22 protein-coding genes and 1 tRNA gene are annotated in these 21,557 nt (G+C 66.3%); 12 read left to right on the plus strand and 11 right to left on the minus strand.

Annotated elements, in window-relative coordinates; all coding sequences use genetic code 11:
• Positions 1-47: 47 nt before the first annotated feature.
• A complete protein-coding gene (locus tag OG326_RS35930) occupies positions 48-674 on the minus strand; it encodes a peptide deformylase (RefSeq protein ID WP_327141568.1) in 627 nt (208 codons plus the stop codon).
• A gap of 170 nt (positions 675-844) precedes the next feature.
• On the opposite strand from OG326_RS35930, the gene OG326_RS35935 reads away from it, so the two are divergent.
• The 4 genes from OG326_RS35935 to OG326_RS35950 all read left to right on the plus strand — a co-directional run bounded on the left by OG326_RS35935 (position 845) and on the right by OG326_RS35950 (position 3,927).
• Positions 845-1,135 carry a hypothetical protein gene (locus tag OG326_RS35935; protein ID WP_327141569.1) on the plus strand — a complete coding sequence of 97 codons (291 nt, stop codon included), beginning with the start codon at positions 845-847 and terminating at the stop codon, positions 1,133-1,135.
• A 68-nt stretch (positions 1,136-1,203) separates the two neighbouring features.
• On the plus strand, positions 1,204-2,838 hold the full coding sequence (locus tag OG326_RS35940; RefSeq protein ID WP_327141570.1) for an adenylate/guanylate cyclase domain-containing protein: 1,635 nt from the start codon (positions 1,204-1,206) through the stop codon (positions 2,836-2,838).
• The gene (locus OG326_RS35945; RefSeq protein WP_327141571.1) at positions 2,835-3,503 is read left to right on the plus strand and encodes a Crp/Fnr family transcriptional regulator; all 669 of its coding nucleotides are present in this window, start codon (positions 2,835-2,837) and stop codon (positions 3,501-3,503) included. The genes OG326_RS35940 and OG326_RS35945 overlap by 4 nt, the downstream gene beginning before the upstream one ends.
• Positions 3,504-3,576: 73 nt before the next feature.
• Complete coding sequence (locus OG326_RS35950) at positions 3,577-3,927, plus strand: hypothetical protein (RefSeq protein ID WP_327141572.1); 351 nt, start codon at positions 3,577-3,579, stop codon at positions 3,925-3,927.
• Here OG326_RS35950 and OG326_RS35955 read toward each other — a convergent pair.
• Together OG326_RS35955 and OG326_RS35960 are read right to left on the minus strand one after the other, a co-directional pair.
• Complete coding sequence (locus OG326_RS35955; protein WP_327141573.1) at positions 3,924-5,201, minus strand: glycosyltransferase 87 family protein; 1,278 nt, start codon at positions 5,199-5,201, stop codon at positions 3,924-3,926. The two genes, OG326_RS35950 and OG326_RS35955, sit on opposite strands and share 4 nt — an antisense overlap.
• A 728-nt stretch (positions 5,202-5,929) precedes the next feature.
• On the minus strand, positions 5,930-6,151 hold the full coding sequence (locus OG326_RS35960; RefSeq protein WP_327141574.1) for a hypothetical protein: 222 nt from the start codon (positions 6,149-6,151) through the stop codon (positions 5,930-5,932).
• A 153-nt stretch (positions 6,152-6,304) separates the two neighbouring features.
• Here OG326_RS35960 and OG326_RS35965 point away from each other — a divergent pair, with 153 nt between their 5' ends.
• Positions 6,305-7,225 (plus strand): helix-turn-helix domain-containing protein, encoded by a 921-nt coding sequence (locus OG326_RS35965; RefSeq protein ID WP_327141575.1) that lies wholly within the window; start codon positions 6,305-6,307, stop codon positions 7,223-7,225.
• 83 nt (positions 7,226-7,308) lie between these two features.
• Here the strand turns inward: OG326_RS35965 and OG326_RS35970 are convergent, their stop codons facing one another.
• Together OG326_RS35970 and OG326_RS35975 are read right to left on the minus strand one after the other, a co-directional pair.
• Entirely contained in the window at positions 7,309-7,536 is a 228-nt protein-coding gene (locus tag OG326_RS35970) for a DUF397 domain-containing protein (RefSeq protein WP_327141576.1), read from the minus strand.
• 248 nt (positions 7,537-7,784) lie between these two features.
• On the minus strand, positions 7,785-8,141 hold the full coding sequence (locus OG326_RS35975; RefSeq protein WP_327141577.1) for a winged helix-turn-helix transcriptional regulator: 357 nt from the start codon (positions 8,139-8,141) through the stop codon (positions 7,785-7,787).
• A 36-nt stretch (positions 8,142-8,177) separates the two neighbouring features.
• Here OG326_RS35975 and OG326_RS35980 point away from each other — a divergent pair, with 36 nt between their 5' ends.
• Positions 8,178-9,071 carry an SDR family oxidoreductase gene (locus tag OG326_RS35980; protein WP_327141578.1) on the plus strand — a complete coding sequence of 298 codons (894 nt, stop codon included), beginning with the start codon at positions 8,178-8,180 and terminating at the stop codon, positions 9,069-9,071.
• Positions 9,072-9,118: 47 nt separating this feature from the next.
• On the opposite strand, the gene OG326_RS35985 is transcribed toward OG326_RS35980, so the two are convergent.
• Positions 9,119-9,191, minus strand: a tRNA-Ala gene (locus OG326_RS35985).
• 338 nt (positions 9,192-9,529) lie between these two features.
• Between OG326_RS35985 and OG326_RS35990 the strand changes: the two genes are divergently transcribed.
• From OG326_RS35990 to OG326_RS36010, 5 genes are all read left to right on the plus strand, one after another.
• Positions 9,530-10,003 (plus strand): phosphatase PAP2 family protein, encoded by a 474-nt coding sequence (locus tag OG326_RS35990; RefSeq protein WP_327141579.1) that lies wholly within the window; start codon positions 9,530-9,532, stop codon positions 10,001-10,003.
• Between the two features lie 75 nt (positions 10,004-10,078).
• Positions 10,079-11,158: a serine/threonine-protein kinase gene (locus OG326_RS35995; RefSeq protein ID WP_327141580.1), complete on the plus strand. Its 1,080-nt coding sequence runs from the start codon at positions 10,079-10,081 to the stop codon at positions 11,156-11,158.
• Positions 11,159-11,168: 10 nt separating this feature from the next.
• The gene (locus OG326_RS36000; protein ID WP_327141581.1) at positions 11,169-11,315 is read left to right on the plus strand and encodes a hypothetical protein; all 147 of its coding nucleotides are present in this window, start codon (positions 11,169-11,171) and stop codon (positions 11,313-11,315) included.
• 10 nt (positions 11,316-11,325) lie between these two features.
• On the plus strand, positions 11,326-12,516 hold the full coding sequence (locus tag OG326_RS36005; protein WP_327141582.1) for a hypothetical protein: 1,191 nt from the start codon (positions 11,326-11,328) through the stop codon (positions 12,514-12,516).
• Positions 12,513-14,726 carry a GAP1-M domain-containing protein gene (locus OG326_RS36010; protein WP_327141583.1) on the plus strand — a complete coding sequence of 738 codons (2,214 nt, stop codon included), beginning with the start codon at positions 12,513-12,515 and terminating at the stop codon, positions 14,724-14,726. Before OG326_RS36005 ends, OG326_RS36010 begins: the two co-directional genes overlap by 4 nt.
• A gap of 6 nt (positions 14,727-14,732) precedes the next feature.
• Here the strand turns inward: OG326_RS36010 and OG326_RS36015 are convergent, their stop codons facing one another.
• The gene (locus tag OG326_RS36015; protein ID WP_327141584.1) at positions 14,733-16,235 is read right to left on the minus strand and encodes a condensation domain-containing protein; all 1,503 of its coding nucleotides are present in this window, start codon (positions 16,233-16,235) and stop codon (positions 14,733-14,735) included.
• A gap of 288 nt (positions 16,236-16,523) precedes the next feature.
• Positions 16,524-17,699, minus strand: a complete 1,176-nt coding sequence (locus tag OG326_RS36020; RefSeq protein WP_327141585.1) for a cytochrome P450 — start codon at positions 17,697-17,699, stop codon at positions 16,524-16,526.
• A 34-nt stretch (positions 17,700-17,733) separates the two neighbouring features.
• Between OG326_RS36020 and OG326_RS36025 the strand changes: the two genes are divergently transcribed.
• Positions 17,734-18,546: an SAM-dependent methyltransferase gene (locus OG326_RS36025; protein WP_327141586.1), complete on the plus strand. Its 813-nt coding sequence runs from the start codon at positions 17,734-17,736 to the stop codon at positions 18,544-18,546.
• 19 nt (positions 18,547-18,565) lie between these two features.
• On the opposite strand, the gene OG326_RS36030 is transcribed toward OG326_RS36025, so the two are convergent.
• From OG326_RS36030 to OG326_RS36040, 3 genes are all read right to left on the minus strand, one after another.
• Complete coding sequence (locus OG326_RS36030) at positions 18,566-19,003, minus strand: hypothetical protein (protein WP_297614430.1); 438 nt, start codon at positions 19,001-19,003, stop codon at positions 18,566-18,568.
• Entirely contained in the window at positions 19,000-19,851 is an 852-nt protein-coding gene (locus OG326_RS36035) for a hypothetical protein (protein ID WP_327141587.1), read from the minus strand. The genes OG326_RS36030 and OG326_RS36035 overlap by 4 nt, the downstream gene beginning before the upstream one ends.
• A 303-nt stretch (positions 19,852-20,154) precedes the next feature.
• Complete coding sequence (locus OG326_RS36040) at positions 20,155-21,228, minus strand: polyprenyl synthetase family protein (RefSeq protein WP_327141588.1); 1,074 nt, start codon at positions 21,226-21,228, stop codon at positions 20,155-20,157.
• Positions 21,229-21,557: the final 329 nt, after the last annotated feature.

A 21,557-nucleotide genomic window follows, 5' to 3' on the forward strand; every position in this document is an offset into this window, starting at 1 on the left:
GGACTGCGGCTCCGGGCGGTGCGTCGCCCGGCGGTAGCTCGACGAGGTCAGGGCAGCGGAAACCCCAGTGCCCGTGCGGCTTCCGCGGGTGTGGGCTGTGCCCACCGCTGCTGCAGATGCTCGTTGGTGGTCACCGATCGGGTCTGCGCCTTGTCGATGTAGACGATGCCGGCGAGGTGGTCGGTCTCGTGCTGGAAGATGCGGGCGGGCCAACCGGTCAGCTGCTGGGTGTGGCGGGTGCCGTCCAGATCCTCGTAGGTCGCGCGGATGGATTCGGGGCGGGCCACCACCGCCTGGTATCCGGGCATGCTCAGGCAGCCTTCGTAGAACCCGACCTCGTCGCCCTCGGCCGTATACGCGGGATTGATGATGGTGAACTCCGGCAGCGGCCGCCGCCCGCGCGCCACCGCCACCTCCTCCGCCACGCTCGCCGGATCCCCGAGCACCGCCACCCGCAACGGAATTCCGATCTGCGGTGCGGCGACACCCACCCCCGGAGCCGACCGCATCGTGGCAAACAGAATCTCCACCAACTCCTCCAGCAGTTCGGCCCCCACCTGCCCGTCCACCGTCTCCGCGACTCGCCGCAGCACCGGATCGCCCATCTGCACCAGCGGCGCGGGCCCACCCCGATACGCAGCAACCAGTTCCGCCACCAAGCCCGCAGTCTCCATACCGGTCATTATCGACGGCTCCGGATGCCCGCGGCCGGTCGCCCTGTTGTGTAAGCGCGGATACACAGTGGGTGTTGTCGCGGTGGCAGAACTCTGCTCCGAGTGGGGCCAGTATTGGTGTCAGACCGAACGCCGGCCGACAGGGCAGGTGAAATTCCTTGGAGGACAACATGATCAATGCATTCCGCCGGACCGCCGCCACGCTCTCCGCTCTCGCCGTGATCGGCGGCGCCGGAGCCGGAATCGCCAGTGCGGCAACACCGGATGCAGGTGGTCCGGTGCAGACCTCGGTGACAACCGGTGCGCGCACCTGGTTCGAACCGTCCTGCCAGTGGGGCGAAGGCTTCGACTGGCATTACTACCGCTACTGCGACACCAACTACTGGCACGGCGGCCACTTCAACGACTGGCAGCGGTTCGACCACGACAACCGCGACTACGACTACGGCTGGCGCCGCTGAACCCACCCTGTACTGCGGTGGCGTCACTGGCAATTCGACAGATGGAGCCCGGTGGGTAGGGTTCAGTAGTGTCGAAAGTGAGCGTGCTCACCTGGGCCGCGGCGATAACCCTTCCCGCGGCCGGGCTCTGGTTGCTGCTGTCGCATCCGAAGCTCGACGCTCACTACGAACACCATCCGCAGCACTTCTGGCTGGTGCTGGCCGCGGCGACGCTGGCGATGACGCTGGGCGTCATCCTGTTCCGCGCCGCGCGCGCCCGCCGCGATGTGCGACTCATCCTGGTGTCGTTGATGTTCCAGTTCGCGGCGGGCTTTCTGGGCCTGCACGCGATCGCCACGCCGGGTGTCATTATCCAGATGCCCAATGCCGGATTCGTCTACGCGGTTCCGGTCGGGCTGACCCTGGGCGGATTCGCCGCGCTGGCCTCGGCGATCGAATACGGTCCGGTCGCCGCGGCGCGACTGAACCGGCTGGTGTGGTTGCTGTCGGCCTTGCCGATCCTGGCGCTGGTGGTGTGGGCGGCGTTCTCGCTCACCGGATTGCCGCCGTTCAATGGGATGCCCAGCCCCACAGAGACATCGCGGCCGCTGGTCATCCTCGCCTATCTGGGTTCGCTGTCGTATCTGGGCGCGGCGATCGCCTACGCCCGGCAGTTCTCTCGCCGCCGCGGACTGCTGCTATTGAGTGTGCTGACCGCATTCGTGCTGCTGATCGAGGCGCTGCTGGCGGTCGGCTACGGGCGTAGCTGGCAGGCGTCCTGGTGGGAATGGCATGTGCTGATGGTGGCGGCCTTCGCGCTGATCGCACTGAGCAGTCACGCGCAATTCCGGCGGGAGGGTTCGGCACTGGGCCTGTTCGACAGTGTCACGCTCAACCAGACCATGGCCGCGCTGGAGCGCGATTACAGCCGGGCGCTCACCGAGATGGCGGAGGTATTGCGCCAGCGCGCGGCCGTCGGCGTGCCGGCGAATCAGCCGCTCGGGTCGGTCGGTGTCGAGCTGTCGAAACGGTTCGGGCTCACCGAGCGCCAGTTCGCCGTGCTGGAGCAGAATGCCCGGCTGTACCGGCAATTGGATGAGCTGTTCCGCTCGTACATGTCTCCACAGGTCGCCACGGCATTGCTCGCCAATCCGTCCGAGGCCGATCTGGGCGGACGGATCGCCGAGGTCAGCGTGCTGATGGCGGACCTGAGCGGGTTCACACCCTTTGCCGAGCACACCGACCCCGCGCTCGTGGTGCAGATGCTCAACACCTACTACGGCGCCATCGTGCCGGTCATCCTGGGCGAGGGTGGTGTGGTGGTGCAGTTCGTCGGCGATGCGGTGATGGCGGTGTTCAATGTGCCTACCGCACAACCCGATCACGCAGTGCGCGCCGCCCGGGCGGGGCTGGTGCTCCAGCAGGCGGTCGCGCAGATCGCGGCGGGCCGGCCGGACTGGCCGCGATTCCGGGTCGGGGTCAATACCGGACCGGCTCTGGTCGGCAATATCGGTGCGGCGCAGATGCGCAACTACACCGCGATCGGCGACACCACCAATACCGCGGCGCGGCTGCAGGGCGTGGCGCAGCCCGGTGACGTGGTGATCGGGCCGCTCACCCAGGTCCAGCTCGGATCGCGGGCACTCGTACAGCCGTTGCACGCGATCACGGTGAAAGGCCGGCGGGAGCCGGTCACCTGCTTCGTCCTGCGGGGTCTGCAGTGACCACCGATTTCACGCTGCTGCGCAGTCTCGATCCGGCCGAACGCCGCGAGGTCCTCGCCTCCTGCATCCCGCGCCGCTTCAAACGCCGTGAAATCCTGTGCCACGAGGGCGATCCCGGCGACTGTTTGCATCTGATCCAGTCCGGACTGCTGCTGATCCGGGTCGCGACCCCGCTCGGATACACCGCCACCCTGACCATGATCGGCCCCGGCGATTCGTTCGGTGAACTGGCGGTGCTCAGCCCTGATGCCGTCCGCACGGCGACCGTGGAGGCGGCGGAGAATGCCGAGACACTCACCCTGAGCCGGGCTCAACTCGACGTGCTGCGCGCCGCCAATCCCGGCATCGACCGCATGCTCACCGCCACCCTGGTCGAACAGGTGCGGCGACTGTCCGCGAATGTACTGGAAGCGCTTTACCTTCCGGTCGAGGCGCGAGTGGTGCGCCGACTGGCCAACCTCGCCCGCATCTACGGCGGACCCGCACCGATCGCCGAAATCCGGCTCACCCAGGACGATCTGGCATCGATGGCCGGAACCACCCGGGTCACCGCCAACCGAGTGCTGCGCGATCTGGAACAGCGCGGCATCGTCGCACTGCGGCGCGGGCGGATCATCGTCACCGATCGCGCCGGACTGCTGACGGCGGCCAACTCCCAGCACTAATCCGAATCTCCCTATCCGCAGCCCATTTTCGGACCACAATCGTGATGTTCCAGGAATTTCCCAGGAGGACACCATGATTCGCAAGATCGCAGCGGCAGCGGCCATCACCACCTCACTCCTCGGAGTCGGCGCGGGCATCGCGCAGGCCGAAACCCCCGCGGTCGAACCCGTTGCTGTGCAGCCGGTCGCCGCGGGACTGAATCAATCACTCGCCGGCGAGCAGGTCGGCACGGTTGTCGGAACGGTTATCGGAGTCGGCGTCGGCGCGGTCGTCGGCGGCGCCATCGGGTGCGTCGTCGTAGTACCCGTCTGCCCCGCCACCACGATCATCGGCATCGGTATCGGCGGCGTGACGGGCGGTGCTCTCGGCGCCACCCTCGGGGCCGGCGCCGGAGCAGCTCTCGGCGCACAGATCCCGGGTTAGCCCTCCTGCAAGCTCGTATGGCTCGAGTCTTGCGATGGGGCGTCGAGCCGGGGGCGCCGGGTGCTGAACAGGAACAGTGCTACCAGTAGGACGCTGAACCAGACGTAGGTGTTGCCGATGATGTGCTGCATTGGCGTCCAGTGTGATTCGCGGTGTTCACCGTCGGGGAGCCAGTTCTGCGGGCCGATCACGAAGATCGCGGCGGTGATCGCGGTGACCAGATACCAGCCGGTGGCTGAACGCCAGGGCAGTCGGGTGGCGTAGCCGACCATGGCCAGCAGGGCGGGGGCGATCCAGATCCAGTGGTGCGACCAGGAGATCGGGGACACCAGGAGCGTGAAGACGGCATTGATCGCGAGGGCCAGGGGCGGGAAGTCCACGGCGCGGCGCATGGCGGGCAGCACCAGGGCCAGCAGTGCGGCGCTCAGGACCAGCCACAGGATCGTGAGCAGTGGCTTGTGGATCTCGAGCCGAGCCAGCACAGCTTGAATCGACTGGTTGGTGTGGAATGCCGAACCGCTGAGGCCCGATACATTGCCCAACCCGCCGAACCAGTACTTCATCGATGCGTGCGGCAGCACGGCAAAGGTGAGGGCGGTCGCCACGGCGCCGGTGATCGCGGCGGTGACAGCGGCCTTGTAGTCGCGACGGATCAGGAAGAAAAGGATGAACGCGGCCGGTGTCAGCTTCACGGCCGCGGCGATGCCGATCAGCATTCCGCGCCGCCACGTCGGCTTCTCCGCCAGACAGTCGGCCACCACCAGCACCATCAGCAGCAGATTGACCTGGCCGAAATCCAGCGTCGAATGGGTCGGCTCCAGCAGTAGGCCCAGCGGCGTGGCACAGGCGGCCACCCACAGGCCGAGCCGCTGCCGGTTCTCCCCCGGCCATACCCGCCGGGCCACCAGATAGAACGAAATCGCGAGCGCGGCCACCGAGGTCACGAAGAATGCGATCCGGGCCGCATCCCAGGGCACCAGCGCGAACGGCGCCAGCACCAGCGCGGCGAACGGCGGATAGATGAACGGCAGCCCGATCCCGATGGTGGTCTGCGGCAACTGCCCATACATATCCCCGCCGTGCCACAGCGCCTGCACGCCCAGCCGATACACCTGCAGGTCTATGAACCCACCCGTGATCTTCTTGAACGGCCACACCGGCAGCATCAGGCACAGCGCGGTCAAGGCCACACACAACGCCGGAACCAGCCACATCACTCGCCCTAAACGGCGGTCCAGCGACTTCGGCACATCAACAGCGGTAGAACTCGTCATCCGCGACTACTTTATCGGCGTCCCCGACCGGTGTCGCACCCGCACCGACCGGGGCCTCCCACGAGGGATCGCGGCCTGGTCGCAGGCGCGAGGATTCCGCGATGGATAGGCGAGAGGGTGAGCCCGCAGCCACCGACGACCGGGCACGCTCGCGCTGCTCGACGACCTCAACGTCATGCCCGCGTCGGAGGACAGCCGCACAATCCCCGCTGCCGAGTCAGGTCGGGTCGGCCAAGACTTCGATCCGTCGAACCCCACGACTGCAAGCCGGATTTACGCAGCCGCATCCGGCGAATCGAACTCATCTGCGCGTACGACGAACACACGCCACTCGGCTCGTGTGTAAGCCAGCATCGTCTTTCTGCCGGGTCGAAGGCGGAGGGGATCCGTACAGAGCGGACCTCTCTCCCGATACGGAGTCCAGGAAGTCACCCACTCGAGTGCGTCTACGGCCATCGCGGGAACGCAGTCTGGCCGCGGACCGCGAGAATCCGGCCTGAGCGGTCAAAGATCGCACCTGGACGGCAAATATTGACGCCGGGAAGGGGTTTTCGACCGCTCAGGCCGGATGTGCGACCGAAGCGCTTCTCGCACAGTCGAAATGCCCGGCGGAAGACCGGCGGGTGACAACGATGGCACCTATCGAGCCGACCGGGCCGCGAGAGCTTCGGTCTCGTACCCGCGCCCCGTCCCGACGCTTTCTGTCGGATGAGGCGCGGGACGCGAGGTCAGTTGTTGTTCTGGAACAGCAACTTTCCGAGCATGGAGCCGATGGCGTGGCCGGAGCCGGCGGCGCTGCCCGAGCCGAAGTCGCTGATTTCGGAGTTCTGCTGGGTGTTGTCGACCGGCTGCAGTTGCACATCGGCGGCGGCGGTGCCGGCGGTGGTCACAACGGCGGCGATGGCGGCTGCGCCCAGGGCCGTACGGACGAGTGCGCTCTTGGCGTTCATGGGTTCCTCCCCGTGCCGCCCGGAGGGGCGGCGAAAAACGATCTTGACGGAGGGATTGTGCACTGCCGCAACGCTTCTACACAAGCGGTGATTCACGTTGTGAGCGGGCGAGTCTTGACTTGGCTGAATCAAGATGGTTCGATCTGAATCATCATGGTTCCAGTAAATCAGCCGACAGAGGGCGCAACCGCAGCGGCAGTCACTGCCGCGAATTCGGTTGCGCACCAGTCGCGTCCGCGCCAGCAGTTGGCCGCGGAGCTGCGTCGGTTGCGGGACCTTGCCGGAATCTCAGGAAGGGAGCTCGCCAAAAGGGTCGGAATCAGTCAGTCGACGTTGTCCCGGATCGAAGCGGGTACCGTGGTCCCGCCGCTACCGCAGGTGCTGGACTGGGCCAAAGCGGTTGGGGCGGAGGAGGATTCTCAGCAGTCTTTACGTGCTCTCACCGAAGCGGCGCATTCGCCCGAGGTGCACGACTGGGCGGCTTCGCTCGCGGAGCGCCCGCATCTGCAGGACGATGTGCGGGCATTCGAAGAGGACGCGCAGGTGGTGCGGAACTTCCAGCCCACGCTGGTGCCCGGACTGCTCCAGACCGCCGACTACGCCCGCCGGGTGTTCGCGACTTTCGATCCGCCCTATACGCCCGACGCTCTGACGGCCGCGCTCGCCGCGCGCCTGGATCGCCAGCGTGTGCTGTACGACCCTGCGAAACGCTTCGAATTCCTGATTACCGAAGCGGCCCTGCGCTTTCGGCCCGGACCGCATCGCATACTGCTCGCCCAGCTGGACCGGATCATCTCTATCGAGACCCTCGATACGGTCGTCATCGGGGTGATTCCGCAGGACGTCGAGGCGAGTACCACCATTCCGCACGGATTTGTCATCTACGAGAACGAGGATCACGCGCTGGCCTCCGCGGAGCCGATTCCGGGAAGTATGGTCACGCGCGGCCCCGAACTCGTCGATGCTCATCGCCGACGCTGGGTGGCTCTGACTCGAATGGCTTTGTTCGACACCGATTCCCGAGAATTTCTCGCGGAACTCCGGGACGAAATCCACCGCATTACAACCCATTGACCAGATTCCAGCGGCCGTCGAGGGGTCGGCCGCATGTGGGGGTGGTGGTGTCGCAGCGAATTCGCTGCGACACCACCAACACATCACTCGACGAAATCGAAATCGAATTCGCCGGCCCGCACACCTGAGACAAACGCTTTCCACTCGGATCTCGTGAACCACAGCGTCGGGCTGTGCCGATCCTTGGAATCACGCAGTGCGATCTGACCTTCGTGGTAGGCGACCTCGACACAATCGCCGCCACCATAGCTGAAGGTGCTCTTGGCGAACCTCGGCCCGCGACGCTCTCCGCGAATAATATTGCAGTTCATAGCATTCATTCCTTCCCCCCGAGGGTCACTCCCCATGACCCTTCTGGTGAATCACGTACGACACACACAGTGCTATCCGAACCACCGGCCGCGCAACTGAATTCGGCCGGGCCCGCCCGCCGGTGGATCGAAATGCTCATAAACGCAACCTTACGGCGACCCACCGACAAACTGCCGTGCCGGAAAAGCCGTGGACAACCCCTGCGGACGACCGTGGCGATCACCCGATGCAGGTCTGCTCACCGGAGTTATGGACGGCCGCGGCCGATGCGGTCGAACAGCTCCTCGAGCGGTTCGCCGATATCGCGGCCGAACGGGGTGAGGCCGTAGGTGACCTGGGGCGGGGTGGTGGGCTCGACCTCGCGCCAGACCAGGCCGTCCTGCACTAGTGCGCGCAGGGTCTGGGCGAGCATTTTCTCGCTGATGCCCCGGATGCTCTCGCGCAATTCGTAGAACCGAAGATCACTGCCGCGCAAGGAGATCAGCACCCAGACGCCCCATCTGCTGGTGATGTGGTCGAGCACGTCACGGGCGGGGCAGTCGGTGTGAAACACCTCATACCGCACCTGCGCCTCGGCCGGGGTGTCCTGCGTGCTTCCCACCATGTCATGAGCTTACCCACAGGTATGTACTTACCAATGGTGAGCTCCGGTCCTAGCGTCGTGGACAAGTGGACATCGAAGAAGGAGCTGATCATGATCGTGGTGACCGGGGCTACCGGCAATATCGGCCGCTCGTTGACGCGGGCGCTGGCCGAGGCCGGTGAACAGGTGGCGGCGGTGTCGCGGAATGCTGCGGCCGTGCCGGCAGGCGTCCAGCATGTGCGGGCCGACCTCGCCGAGCCGATGAGCCTCGAACCCGTTCTGGCACAGGCGAAAGCGCTGTTCCTGCTGCTGTCCGGGGACCTGCACGCCCCCGGGGCCCGGCCGGCCGGCCTCATCGACCTGGCCGCGACCGCCGGCGTCCGCCGCATCGTCCTGCTGTCCTCGCAGGGCGTGGCGACCAGACCTGACGGGCCGACGCGGATCGCCATGCGCGCGCTGGAGGACGCGACGCGACAGTCCGGTCTGGACTGGTCCATCCTGCGCCCGGGTGGCTTCGCCTCCAACGCCCTCGCCTGGACGGAATCCGTTCGCGCACAACAGATGGTCGCCGCCCCTTTCGGCGATACCGGTGTGCCCATCGTGGACCCGGCCGATATCGCCGACGTCGCGGCGGCCTGCCTGCTCGACGAGCGGCACACCGGCGGCGTGTACGAGCTGACCGGACCGGAGGTGATCACGCCGCGCGAACAGGCCGAGACCATTGCCGCCGCACTCGGCTCGCCGGTGCGTTTCCACGAGCTCACCCGCGCGGAGGCCAAGGCCGACATGGTCCGGTTCGTGCCGGCCGAACTCGCCGACGACACCTTGGACATCCTCGGCTCCCCGAATCCGTCCGAACTGCGGATCAGCCCCGACGTACAACGCGTCCTCGGCCGCCCCCCGCACCCATTCGCCGACTGGGTCACCCGCAACCTCGCCGCATTCCGCTGAGAGACAGGAAATGGGCCATGACTAGATGTCATGGCCCACTTGGAGAGTGGAGCTAAGGGGATTCGAACCCCTGACCCCCTCACTGCCAGTGAGGTGCGCTACCAGCTGCGCCATAGCCCCGTGCTCGTTGGACGAGCGACTGGATGAAGTTACCGAGCGGGGTGGGGGAACTGCAAATCGGGTGGGTGACACACCCGGGGAGGAGGGCGGGCGGGGTGGGGTGGTGATCGATGATGGGCGGCATGGTCCGGGTGCCGTGGGGGCGTGCGGGGTGGTTGGGGTTGGCTGCGGGTGGGGTGGGTGGGCTGTATGTGCTGCTTACCTGGCAGGTGTGGGTGGTGGGGTGGGCGGTTGATGGGGATGCGGGGGTGTGGGAGTGGTTTGTAGGGCATCGGGCGGCGGGGTGGACGACGGCGGCGCGGGAGTTGACGTTTTTCGGGAATCCGGGGCGGGCGAGCATGATTGCGGTCCTTGTCGCGGGGGTGGTCTGGTGGCGGCGGAGGGTCGGGGCGGCGGTGCTGGTGGTGGGGACCGTGCTGGTTGCCACCGGATTGAGCACGCTCACCAAATATGTGGTCGGGCGGGAGCGGCCGCCGGTGGCCATGCGGGTGGTGGGGGCGCTGCATCCGTCGTATCCGTCGGGGCATGCGACTGCCACGACGGCATTGGCGGGGGTGACGCTGCTGGTGTATCTCGGGTCGCGGCCGGGGCGCGTGCGGGCCTGGGGTGCGGCGGTATCGGCCGCGGTGCTGGTGGTGGCCATGTGCGCGACGCGGTTGTATCTGGGCGTGCACTGGTTCACCGATGTGGTCGGCGGGGTGTTGCTCGGGACCACGGTGGTGTTGTGTGCGGCAGTTGTGCAGATCCGGTGGCAAGTTGATAACGAACCGACTGCTCGTTCGCTGAATGCCCAGCAGGGCAAGGAAATATAGCGAGGCGCTCGCGCGTGGCGCGCGTACACTCGGCGATGATTTGGAGTCCGCCGGGCTTGGAGGGATCGCACGCGCTTGAGGCTGATCAATGGCCGTTACGAGCTACGGGAACTCGTCGGCAGAGGGGGAATGGCCGAGGTCTGGGACGCGTGGGACAGGCAGTTGCGTCGCCGGGTCGCGGTCAAGGTGCTCGATTCCGGGAGCTTGCTACCGCTGGAACAGGATGAGCGGATTCAGCAGGAGCGGTTCGAGCGCGAGGCGCATATTGCCGCGCAGATGAACTGCGGGAATATCGTCATGGTGCACGATGCCGGCGTCTTCGTCGAAAACCGCAGGCGCTACCCGTTCTTGGTGATGGAGTTCATTCCGGGCGAGAACCTACGCCAGCATCTGCGCCATCCCGAGAACTGGTCGCTACCGAGCCTGCTCAGCATTCTCACCGACGCCCTCAGCGGCCTCGTCTACGCGCACTCCAAGCACGTTGTGCACCGGGATATCAAGCCCGAGAACATAATGATCGGCCCGGACGGCGCCGCGAAACTGGCCGACTTCGGCATTGCCATCGAGATGCGCGAGCATATCCAGCGCCTCACCCAGGCCCAGCGCGCGCTGGGCACCCAGCACTATTCGGCTCCGGAGTATCTGCACCACGGGCAGATCACCCACCTCAGCGATGTGTATTCCTTCGCCGTGGTCTGCTCCGAGATACTCCCCCGCGCCTACGGCCCCGCCGGTATTCCCGACGAACTCAAAGCGGTGCTGGATCGGTCACTTTCACCGGATCCGGCGCAGCGGCACCGGTCGGCGGCGGAATTCCAGCACTATTTCTGCGAGGCGCTCGAACGCGTTTCTAACGGCACCCGGCGCACCGTCCCGGACCAGCTGCGACAGACCCACACCTCGGTGCTGACCCCGGGCGCGCTCCGCGAGCCGGAGCCCGAAACCGCTGACCCGCTGATGTATTCGTCGACCTGGAATTTCTTCCTGATTCCCGCACTCGCGTCGCGGCAGCGGCTGCTCGCCGGACTGGCCAAGGACGACTACCGCTATGTCGCCGCCCTGTTCGGCGTCGCCGCGACGGCCGGAATCGTGCTCGGCGGACTGGTTTTCCTGCTGCTCGCCTGGCTGCTCGTGCAGGTCGGGAAGTTCGTGTGAGGTGGGGGTAGTGAGAAATCGACAGGTGGGCATGGCATGGCAGCGGTACGTGTATCCGGGATCGCGTGCGTCGCACTGGCTTCGGACCGCCTTCCGGGTGGGCGTGGTGTTCTTCGCGGGCACGCTCGCCATATTCACCCTGGCGGTGCTCACGTGAGGTACCCGGCGTGAGAACCGTCTGCCTGAACTGCCTGAACGAATTCACCTACGACCGCGAGCGCAATCGCTGGTACACCGTCATCCGCCAGCGCAACGGCGGTCATGCGAAACAGATCGAAACCTATTTCGACAAGCTGAATCTGCGCTGCCCGAACGGATGTGAGATCGATCCGGTCATCCTGGACCATCCGACGAAGGTGATCGGATTCGTCGGCGAATCGGCCTCCTCCAAGAGCCATCTGATCGTATCCATGATCCATTCGATGATGAACGATCCGAAGCTCGCCGCACGGTTCTCCTTCATCGTCTCCCCCAAATCGGCGAGCCTGTGGACCGCCCTGGAGGCCCGGCTCCTGGATCGCCGTGCGCTCGACGCCACCGGGCCGCGGCGCATGGCCATGGAACCGACCCGCCACGTCGACGGCATCTCCACCTCGACGCAGCGGCAGACGCAGGGTCATACCTGGGCCGGGCTGGAGCAGCGCAAACCCATTCTGGTGACGGTGTATTCGGTGCACACCGCGAGCGCCGTCAATCTCGCCTTCATCGATGTGGCGGGTGAGGATATCGCCGACGGTGCGGTCGCCGCGCGGGTGAGTCCGCATCTGGCGGTGGCCGATTTCCTGTGGTTTGTGGTGCCGTCCACGCTGAACAAGCAGTATCTGGCGCTCATGCGGGAACAGGCCGATCCCGACAATCAGGAAAGCCTGGCCAATACCGTCGAACATTCGCAGACCGTCGGGCGCACCACGCTCATGATCGATCAGATCGCCAAACTCTGGCGGGCGGCCAACAGCTACCCCATCCAGCTGCCGATCGAACCGCCCCGCGTGCACGTCTCGACCATTGTCGCCAAGACCGATCTGCTGTCGCTCATCGATCTGCCCGATCTGAATATGGTTGCACCACCGTCGAATTGGTCGGACAGCCCGGTGAGCAGCAATGGCTCGGGCAACTCCTACGATCCGGTCCAGATCGTGCAGCGCAGTGAGATCACCCGAAATCTGGTGCGGCGGCTGTTTCCGGCCGTCGATTCGGCGCTGTCCATCCATTTCCCCTGGAATATGTACTTCCCGGTGTCGGCGGTGGGTTGCGGAAAGCGCAGCAATGGCACGTATCCGGTGTTCAAACCCTATGGTGCGGCCGATCCGGTGGTCTACATGCTGGACATGATCGAGGAGCTACGGGCCTACCGATGACAGGATTTCCGCAACTGCTGTGTGGGTGGGCACTGGTCAATCTCGAATCCTCCGGCGCCGGTGTCGGTGTGGTGGCGCGGTCCGGAAACTGGCCTGCCGCACTGGGTTCCACGGTGCGTGAGCTCGGCTCACTGGTGACTCTGCCCGACGGCGAGTACTCCGCGACGCCCGAATCGTTCGTACTGGAATTCCGGATTGCCCGGGGGCTGGCCGTCGCGGGCCTCAAGACACCGTCGGAGGTTCGGCCGGGCACCTGCATCACACATCTGGTGGCCGGTGAATGTGGTGCGCTGGACGGGATTACGGCGCTGCTGATGCACGAGTCCGGCGAATTGCTGACCTCCTTGAACGGATCGGTATCGCCCACCGAACACTGGCCGCTCGCCGATCCGGCACCGGAAACCGACGAGGAGATCTTCGCCGCGGCGACCCTGGCCGCGCTCGCGGACCCGTGGCTACCGGCGCTGGCCGGTGCGGTGCTCGCACATCTCGCCGGACAGGGACCGGGCATCACCCTGCACGTCGCCAGCGCCCGGGACGCCGTCACCATGCTGCAGGCGCTGTACGGGATGATCCCGCGAAACGCCCTGCAGGAGTTGACATTCTCGACCGGTCCGGGACAGCCGTCCGAGCCTCCGTCGATCGTGACCGTGATCGGCACGGACACCCCGTCCCCCGATCGCGTCACCATCAACCCGGACAGCTCCGCCGACGAATCCGGGGACACCTACCCGAGTCTCGGCCGGACCATTGTCGAGCACCGCCGCGCCGGTGTGGTGCTGCCCGCCGAACTCGCGACGGTGCACGACATCCGGCAGTGGTGCTACCAGCAGCATCTGCGCACCGTCGATCCCGCACTGCTCGACGATGCCCAGCTGGTACAGGTGATCACCGATCCGGGCCTGACGCCGGAGTGGTTCGACAACACCGCGGTCGCCCGGCGCGCGATCCATCTGGCCCTCGACAAGACCGCTGTCACAACGGCATTGGCGCATATGGACCATCTGCCGAGCGTGCGCACCGCCTTCGAACAGACGCTGATCGAATGCGTCATGAACGACAATCGCCGCCGCAACCGCGCGACACAGGTCGCCCATCAGCTCGGCTTCGATATCAGCGCGGTCGTGACCGCCTCGGCCTTTCAGCGACTCGAGAACGGCACGCTCACCGCGAGCGATGCGAAAACCGTGTGGCCGCAACTACAGCACGACTGGACCACCGGCGAGGCCGCCGACCGGAGCGTGGTCGTCGAACGGCTGCACCAGCATCGCGCCCTGCGCGAGTTCACCATCGGATCGCGCGATCGCGCCCTGGTGTACGAGACGGTGCGCGCCGAGATCAATGATCCGGCGGTCCATACCGGGAGCAGTCAGCTGCTGCGCAGCGCCATGTACAGCCATCTGCCGATCGTCGCGCAGCTCATGGTGAACGCCTCCTGCACCAGCCGGGACCGCTACCTCCTCGAACAGCTCATGGCGTGCGCACCCGCGGATCGCCTGGCGCCGTTGATCGCCGAGTGCATGCGCTATGCGGGTGTGGACGCCTTCGAACTCATGAAGGCCGTCACCATCGTGCGGGCCGAGCCGGCCGAGCTGGTCGAAGCGCTGCAACCGGCGTGGACTTCGCTGCGGCAGACGCTCGGCCTGCCGCAGGCGGTGGAGAGCCTGACCGTGCTCACGGCCGAGCAGCCGGAGCCCTCGCGTTCTCGTCTGCGCCACAACATATTCCAGCGCAGCCGCAACAGAGGTCACTGGACGAAGACCGAGGTGTCCGGCATCATCCACGCCGCCGCCGAAGACCCCCTGGTGATCGAGGAGAACTTCGGGATCCTGCGCGCGGCAATCGATTCCGATATGGAATTCGTCGCGGTCTGCATGGCCGGCCGCTCCGCCGCCGCCGAGGGTGAGGTGGTGCTGCACCAAATCCTCGGCTGCACCCCGCGCGAACAACTCCCCGCCCTCATCACCAGCTGCGCCCAGCAGCGCGATCTCGAACCGCTGACACTGCTGCGCGCGATCTGCGGCCTCGAACCGTCCCCCGAAGCGCTGGTCGCCATGCTCTCCAGCGGATGGCCCCACCTGCGCACCCACCTCGACCTCCCCCGCCGCATCGCCAACCTGGTGAGCCTGGACCCCACTGCAACCCATCCCCCGCGACTCCAGCCCCCAGATCGCCCGAAGAAGGCGCGCCGCAACCCCTTCGGCCGCTAGCCCTGCTCAGCAGGAGGCGGGGCGGGGGCGGCCGGCGCGGCGGCTGCGGCGGCGGGGGGCGGAATCCAGGAGTGGGGACAGTGGGCCGTCGTAGCCGGTGGCGATCAATCGGACTGTGGCGTGGAACTTTTCGACGAAGCGCTCGGCGGTGTCGCGGTCGAAGAGGGCGGTCGGGTAGAGGAAGGGGCCGTTGATGCCGGTGGGGGCGCCGGTGTGGTCGTAGTGCTCGGTGAGGCCGAATTCCAGATCGTGTTTGGCGCGCACCACGCCGGTCGGGACCTCGGTCACGGTCAGGCCGCGGCCGGTCACCGCGCCGGGGGGATCGGCCTCGGCGCGCTGCAGGATGAGGGTGGCCTGGAAGAGCGGGTGGCTCGGATCCTGTGGGAGGCAGCGCAGCAGACGGGGATTGGAGGTATCCGGATTCGCGAACGCCGCCAGCGCAACCCGGCGCACCTGCTCGAGCAGTTCGGTCATATCGGCGGCGCGGTCCAGGCGGATGCGCATGAGGACGTCATCGGCCAGATTGCCGACGATATCCGCGAGCAGCGGATCATCACGACCGGAGACGGCGGTCGCCACCGTGACGTCCGAGGATTTCGCGAAGGCCGCGACACTCACCGCGAAGGCGGTCTGCAGCATCATGAAAACACTCGAGCCCACCCGCCGCGCGCGGCACAGCAGATCACGGTGCACGTCGGCGTCGAACTGCACCTGGACCAGATCCCCGGTGGCCTCGCGGTGGACCGGACACGTTCTGTCATAGGGCAATTCGAGCGGCATGGGCCGTCCGACCAGATTATTGGCCCAGTACCGCAGCTGGGTGCTGGCGCGGCTGCACGGATCCTCGTACGCGCCCAGGTACTCGTGCTTCCACAGCGTGTAATCGATGTAGTCGACCGGCAGCGGCGGCCAGGCGGGCGCCTGCCGTGCGGTCCGGGCGCCGTACGCGGTGACCAGATCTCGCAGCAGCGGCCCGATCGAGGCGCCGTCCAGGGAGATGTGGTGAACCACCAGGGCCAGCACCACATCTCGCGCGCCGAGCCGATAGACGCGGGCCCGGATCGGAACCTCGGTGGCGAGATCGAAGGCGTCACCGCTGAATTCGGCGAGCCGCTCGGTGAGCTCGCCCGCGAAGCTGTCGACGACGGACACCTCGATCCGCGCCACATCGGCGTCCATGACCACCTGGATGGGCCCGTGCGCGGTGGCCGGATAGCAGGTGCGCAGCGGTGCGTGCCGGCGCATCACATCATCGATGGCGGCAATCAGCGCACCAATATTTACCGCCTGTCCACGAATGCGAAACGCGCGAGCAACATTCCAGTCAGCTGAGTAGCCGGCGGCCGCCGCATGCCACATGCGCTCCTGCGCCGGAGCCAGCGGGATTCTCGGTGCGCGTGGCATGCGCCGCAAAGGCTTCGGCTCTGCGATGATTTGCAGGAATTCAGCGACGTCAGCGGGTTTACGACGCACCACCGGGCTCGTCCAGGCAGCAACCGGTAGGGACATCGACGCCGTCCTCTCAGCTGCCACGCATGCAGATCACCGCCGCCCCATAAATCCGGCAGCACTGCAGGACGACAGTCCGGCCACCGTAGCAAAGGCGAGGCTATTCCGGGCGGTCAGAAAAGAGACACAGACCACTAGCGGATGAACGTTTAGCGAGGGCCCGTCACCGCGATGTCGTCAGGTGCGGCCGCGCGCGACCTCGATCCCGGGCGCCGAGGGATGCGCAACGCACTCGGATTGTGCGAAATCCTTGCGCGGGCCGATGCTCGCGGCGCCCGGGAGCCCTACTCAGCGCCGGGTGACGGTGGTCGGCAGGCTCGCGAATCCGCGATTGTTCGAGGAGTGGATGCGCCGCAGCCCGGACTCGTCGATCTCGTAATCGGAGACGGCGGCGGCGACCTCCTGCAGGGCGATACGCAGTTCCAGCAGCGCCAGATTCGAGCCGAGGCAGTGGTGGCGGCCGCTGCCGAAGACCAGGGAGTCGCTGGTATCGCGATCCAGATCGAAGACGTCCGGATCGGTGAACACCTCCGGATCACGATTGGCCGCACCGGTGAGCAGCAGTATCCGGGCGCCGGCCGGGATATCCGTACCGTGCAGCGATATGGCCTCGGTCGTGGTGCGCAAGGCGCTCTGCGACGAGGGATCCCAGCGCATGGACTCGTCGATCCAATCCTCGACCCGCCCGCCCAGGGCGAGGCGGCGCTGATCGGGGTGCAGCCACGCCGCATGCCAGGCATTGCCGAACGTCAGCATGGCGGTCTCGATACCCGCGCCCACGAGCAGGATGAGAACGCCGACAATCTCCTCCGGCGTCAGCCGATCGTCACCGTCGGCCGCATCGAGCAGCCCCGACAACAAATCGTCGCGGCGCTCTTTACTGCGTTCGATGGTGAGCTCGGTGTAGTAGCCGACCAGTGCGCCGATGGCCTGCATGGCCTCGGGCCGCAGATCGGTGGACTCCTCATCGGTGTACATGATCTCCATGCCGAGCTTGCGAATCATTTCGCGATCGGCCTCGGGCACGCCGACCAGTTCGGAGATCACATCGGTCGGGAACGGCCCGGCGAAATCGGTCATGAGATCGAAGCTGCCGCGTTCGAGCAGCGGGTCCAGCACGCCGCGCGCGATCTCCTGTAGTCGCGGGGCCAGCGACTGCACCCGATGGGCGGTGAAGGCGCGGGTCACCAGACCGCGCAGCCGGGTGTGCTTGGGCGGATCCATGGCGACGAAGGAGAAGAAGCGTTCCGCCTGCGGCCCCCAGAAGGCGGGCTCCATCCGCAGCCCGTTCACGCTGGAGAAACGCTCCGAATCCCGGAGCGCGGCCAGCACGTCGGCGTGCCTGGAGAGCGCCCAGAAGTCGTCGGTATCGTTCCGGTAGACGGGAGCCTCGGTACGCAGCCTGGCATAGTGGGGATACGGATCGGCGTGAATTTCGAAGTCGTATGGGCTGTAGCGCGACATGAGCAAACACTAATCGAATTGGATTGGGAGCGTAGTGAACTCGGAATCGGCAGCGGAGCGCATCGACACGACCAAACCGCATCCGGCCCGTCGTTACGACTATTGGCTGGGCGGTAAGGACAACTACGCCGCCGACCGCGAGTCCGCCGACGCGGTGGCCGAGGCCTTCCCGACCGTCCGGCTGGCCGCGGTGGAGAACCGCAACTTCCTGCGCCGGGTCACCGCGTACCTGACCGCCGAAACCGGCATCCGCCAGTTCCTGGACATCGGCGCGGGCCTGCCCACCGCGGGCAATGTGCACGAGATCGCCCAGGGCATCGCCCCCGAATCACGCATCGTCTACGTGGACAACGACCCCATCGTGCTCATGCACGCGCGCACCCTGCTCGACAGCGCCCCCGAGGGCGCGACCGCCTATCTGGACGCGGACCTGCGCGATCCGGAGCGGATTCTGTCCCATCCGGATCTGCTGGCCACCCTGGATCTGAACGAGCCGGTGGCGCTGATGCTGGTCGCCATCATGCACTTCTTCACCGATGAGACCCGCCCCTACGAACTGGTGCGCACCCTGTGCGAGGCACTGCCGCCGGGCAGCCACCTGGTCATGTCGCATGCCACCAACGACTACCTCGACGACGAGGATGTGGCCCGCACCCGCGAGGCCAATCAGCGCAGCGGAGTTCCCTTCCAGCTCCGCTCCAGCGCCGAGTTCGCGAAATTCTTCTCCGGGTTCGATATGGTCGCGCCGGGCATCACCTCGGTGACGGCATGGCGGCCGGACGAATGGCGGCCGCATCCGCGCGCGGAGGCCGTCTCCATGCTCGGCGGCGTCGCGCATATCTCGTAGCGCAGCGCCCGTCCTCGGCTCAGAGCCTGCCGACGTCCTTCAGCACGCGCCGGGCCTGCGCGAACAGCATGCCGACATTCACGGTTTTGCGGCAGACGACCACGATGACGACATCTTCGCGACTCTCGGTGCGGACGAACAGGTGTGTCAGGTTATCGCTGTTGACCAGAATCTCCTGGAAGTAGTGCCGGTCCAATCGGACACCGCGGCGCTCCTTCCAAATGTCCTCGATCATCACCACATTGCGGCCCTGGAACAGATCCAGGGTGGCCGCGGCGAGCAGATCGAGTACCTCCTGCGGATGATTGTCGACGGTCTCGACGGCCAGCAGCATTCCGGTGGTCATATCGATCGCACCGGCGGCCAGGCACTCCGGGACTTCCGATCGCAGGGTCTTGACCAGAACTCCGATGCGGTCGGACAGACTTCCGGGACCTGTCGCGTTCGAGGTATTCATGGTGTCCTTTCTGATTGCCGCACAAGGGCGGTCCGTTGATAACCACGGGTGGCGGGCTGCGGCGGGCGGGGCGGCAGCGTGTCATTGATGCCGCTGGCCCCGCGGCGGCGGCGCGGCAGCATCGATCTGGCCGCGCCGGAGTGCGCGGTCTCGGCGGACTGGGGCTGCGCGCGCTCCGGTGCGGCAATGCCGATGAGATCGGCGTCGAGCATGCGGACGACCTCCACCGTGACCGCATACAGGCTGCGGCACAGCAGCATTGCGATATCCCGACAACTGCGCCGGCCGTTGACCCACAGCAGGATCTCCTGCCGCTGCGCGCTGCCGGGGACCTCGAGCGCACTGCCGGGGCCGCTGAGCACCGCGCGGCCGATATCGGTGAGCACCAGGTGATTACGGTGCGGAGACACCCGGCCGTGCGCCAGCGCGGTCAGCCGCCTATCGGTCTCCAGCAGCAATCGGGCCGGCTCGACGCCGGGTTCGCGGGCGCCCGGCTCCTGCGCGGGTTCGGGCAGGTCGTGCCAGCTGCAGTCGGCGACCCAGCCGGCGGTAATGGCGAAGGCGCCGTCGAGCGCCGCCATCAGGACGACCACGCGCATATCGGCGGCCCCGGCGCAGCTGCGTCCGGGCCGGGACAGGAGTTCGCGCACACCGGGTGCGCCGGGCGAATCAACCGCGACAATCCGGCCCTGCCGGAAATGCAGATCTCCGCCCGGTTCACCGGCCACACGCAATAGTCCCGTATGTCCGGATGTTCCGGCATTCAGCAATTCCCGCACCAATTCTCGGGTGGATTCCCTGCCGAGCGCCGGCAATGGCCCGGACTCGGAGAGAGGCCCCGTTGTCATGGTGGAACTCCTGAGAAAATTCAGCACGAATAGCGAAAAGCACACGCCTGGTACGTATTCAGACGGTGACCCATATCGTGCCGAGTTACCGCGTGCTGGATATCCTGACAGTCCAGCAGTTTTGGAGCAACGGAATCCGGCGAATTGGTTACCAAAGTCCCATGGTGGGAGCGTCAAGCGGGGTTACGGCAAAAGTTTGCGGAAAAGCCTTGTCCAGCAACAAATACCGCCCGGTCGAATTCTCGACCGGGCGGCAAATGGAACAAATAGGACAATGTAGAACAATGGTCGATCAGTGGTCGATCAGTGGTCGCGCTCGACCACACAATCCGCGAGCTGCATAAGGTCCTTCGCACGCCCGCCGTATCCGGAGATACGCGATTTGGCCGCCCGCACATGACGGATCGATTCGGCCTGCGCCCAGCGCCTGCCACCGGCCCGGGCGATGAGATCGGCGGCGCGCACGGCGGATTGACCGTCCAGCGGCTCGTCCGAGCAGTACAGCTCGGCGAATTCGCGGCCGGCGGCGGTGCCCGATTCGAGCGCCACCACCACCGGCAGACTTCGCTTGTGCCGCAGCAGATCATTGCCGACCGGCTTACCGGTGCGCGCCGGATCGCCCCAGATGCCCATGAGATCGTCCACCAGCTGGAACGCCACGCCCAGTTCGCGGCCGAAGCGATCCATGGCCTCGACCTCCTCCGGCCGGGCGCCGGCGCAGAGCGCACCCATGGCACAGGCGCAGCCGAGCAGCGCGCCGGTCTTGTGCTGCAGGGTTTCCAGGCATTCGTCCAGTGTCACTTCGGGTTTCGTCTCGGCGGCGCAATCGGAATGCTGGCCCAGGCACAGTTCTATGACAGCTTCCTCCAGCCGGGCGATACCGGTCAGGGCCGCGACCGGAGCGCCCGCGAGAGTCCAGATCGCCAAGCCGTGCATGGCATCACCGGCGAGGACCGCATCGTCGATGCCCCAGACCCGCCACACCGTGGGGCGGCCGCGCCGCATCTCATCGCCGTCCATCACATCGTCGTGGATGAGCGTGAAATTGTGCACCAGTTCGATGGCGGCCGCGGCATGCACGGCCCCTGTCGACCATTCCGAATCCCCCCGCTTACCGGCGGCCCGGGCGGAGGCCAGCACCAGCGCGGGCCGCAGCCCCTTACCCGATTCGGCGACCGCGGCGACGCCGGCGGCATTCCACCAGCCGAGGTGATATCCGATCGGAAGCCGCAGCTCCGCGGGCAGCGTATCCACCGCCGCCCGCAGTAGCGGTTTCGTCAATTGGTGTGCGCGAGTGAGGATCTGCGCCGCCCCGTCGCCCCCTTCCCAGGGCGTTCCGGTGTCGAATGCGGGATCTGCCGCTGCCGACGAAGTCATGGCCACCTCCGGTTACTCTTGGAAAACGTTGTCGCCGAATTGATCTCGTGGTCAACGAGTCGGGGAATCCTGGGGAGAAGGGCGAGGGGATCGCTCGGGATGCGGGGGAACCAGCGGGGACCACGTGCAGGCCTTCATGCTCGGGCCCTCCCACTGGACGGATTGCACTGCTTACTGCACCACCATGATCCGAATCACATTCATGGTAAAGGCCCATTGGCTGTTAGCCAACACCTCGCAATCTCCGCAGACCGACCAGTACCTGCACGAGCGACCACCGGAGACCGCATCGAGATAGCCTGAACCGGACGTGGCACCGGCCCCGCAAC

It is taken from the genome of Nocardia sp. NBC_01327, from assembly GCF_035958815.1.
GTDB lineage: Bacteria > Actinomycetota > Actinomycetes > Mycobacteriales > Mycobacteriaceae > Nocardia.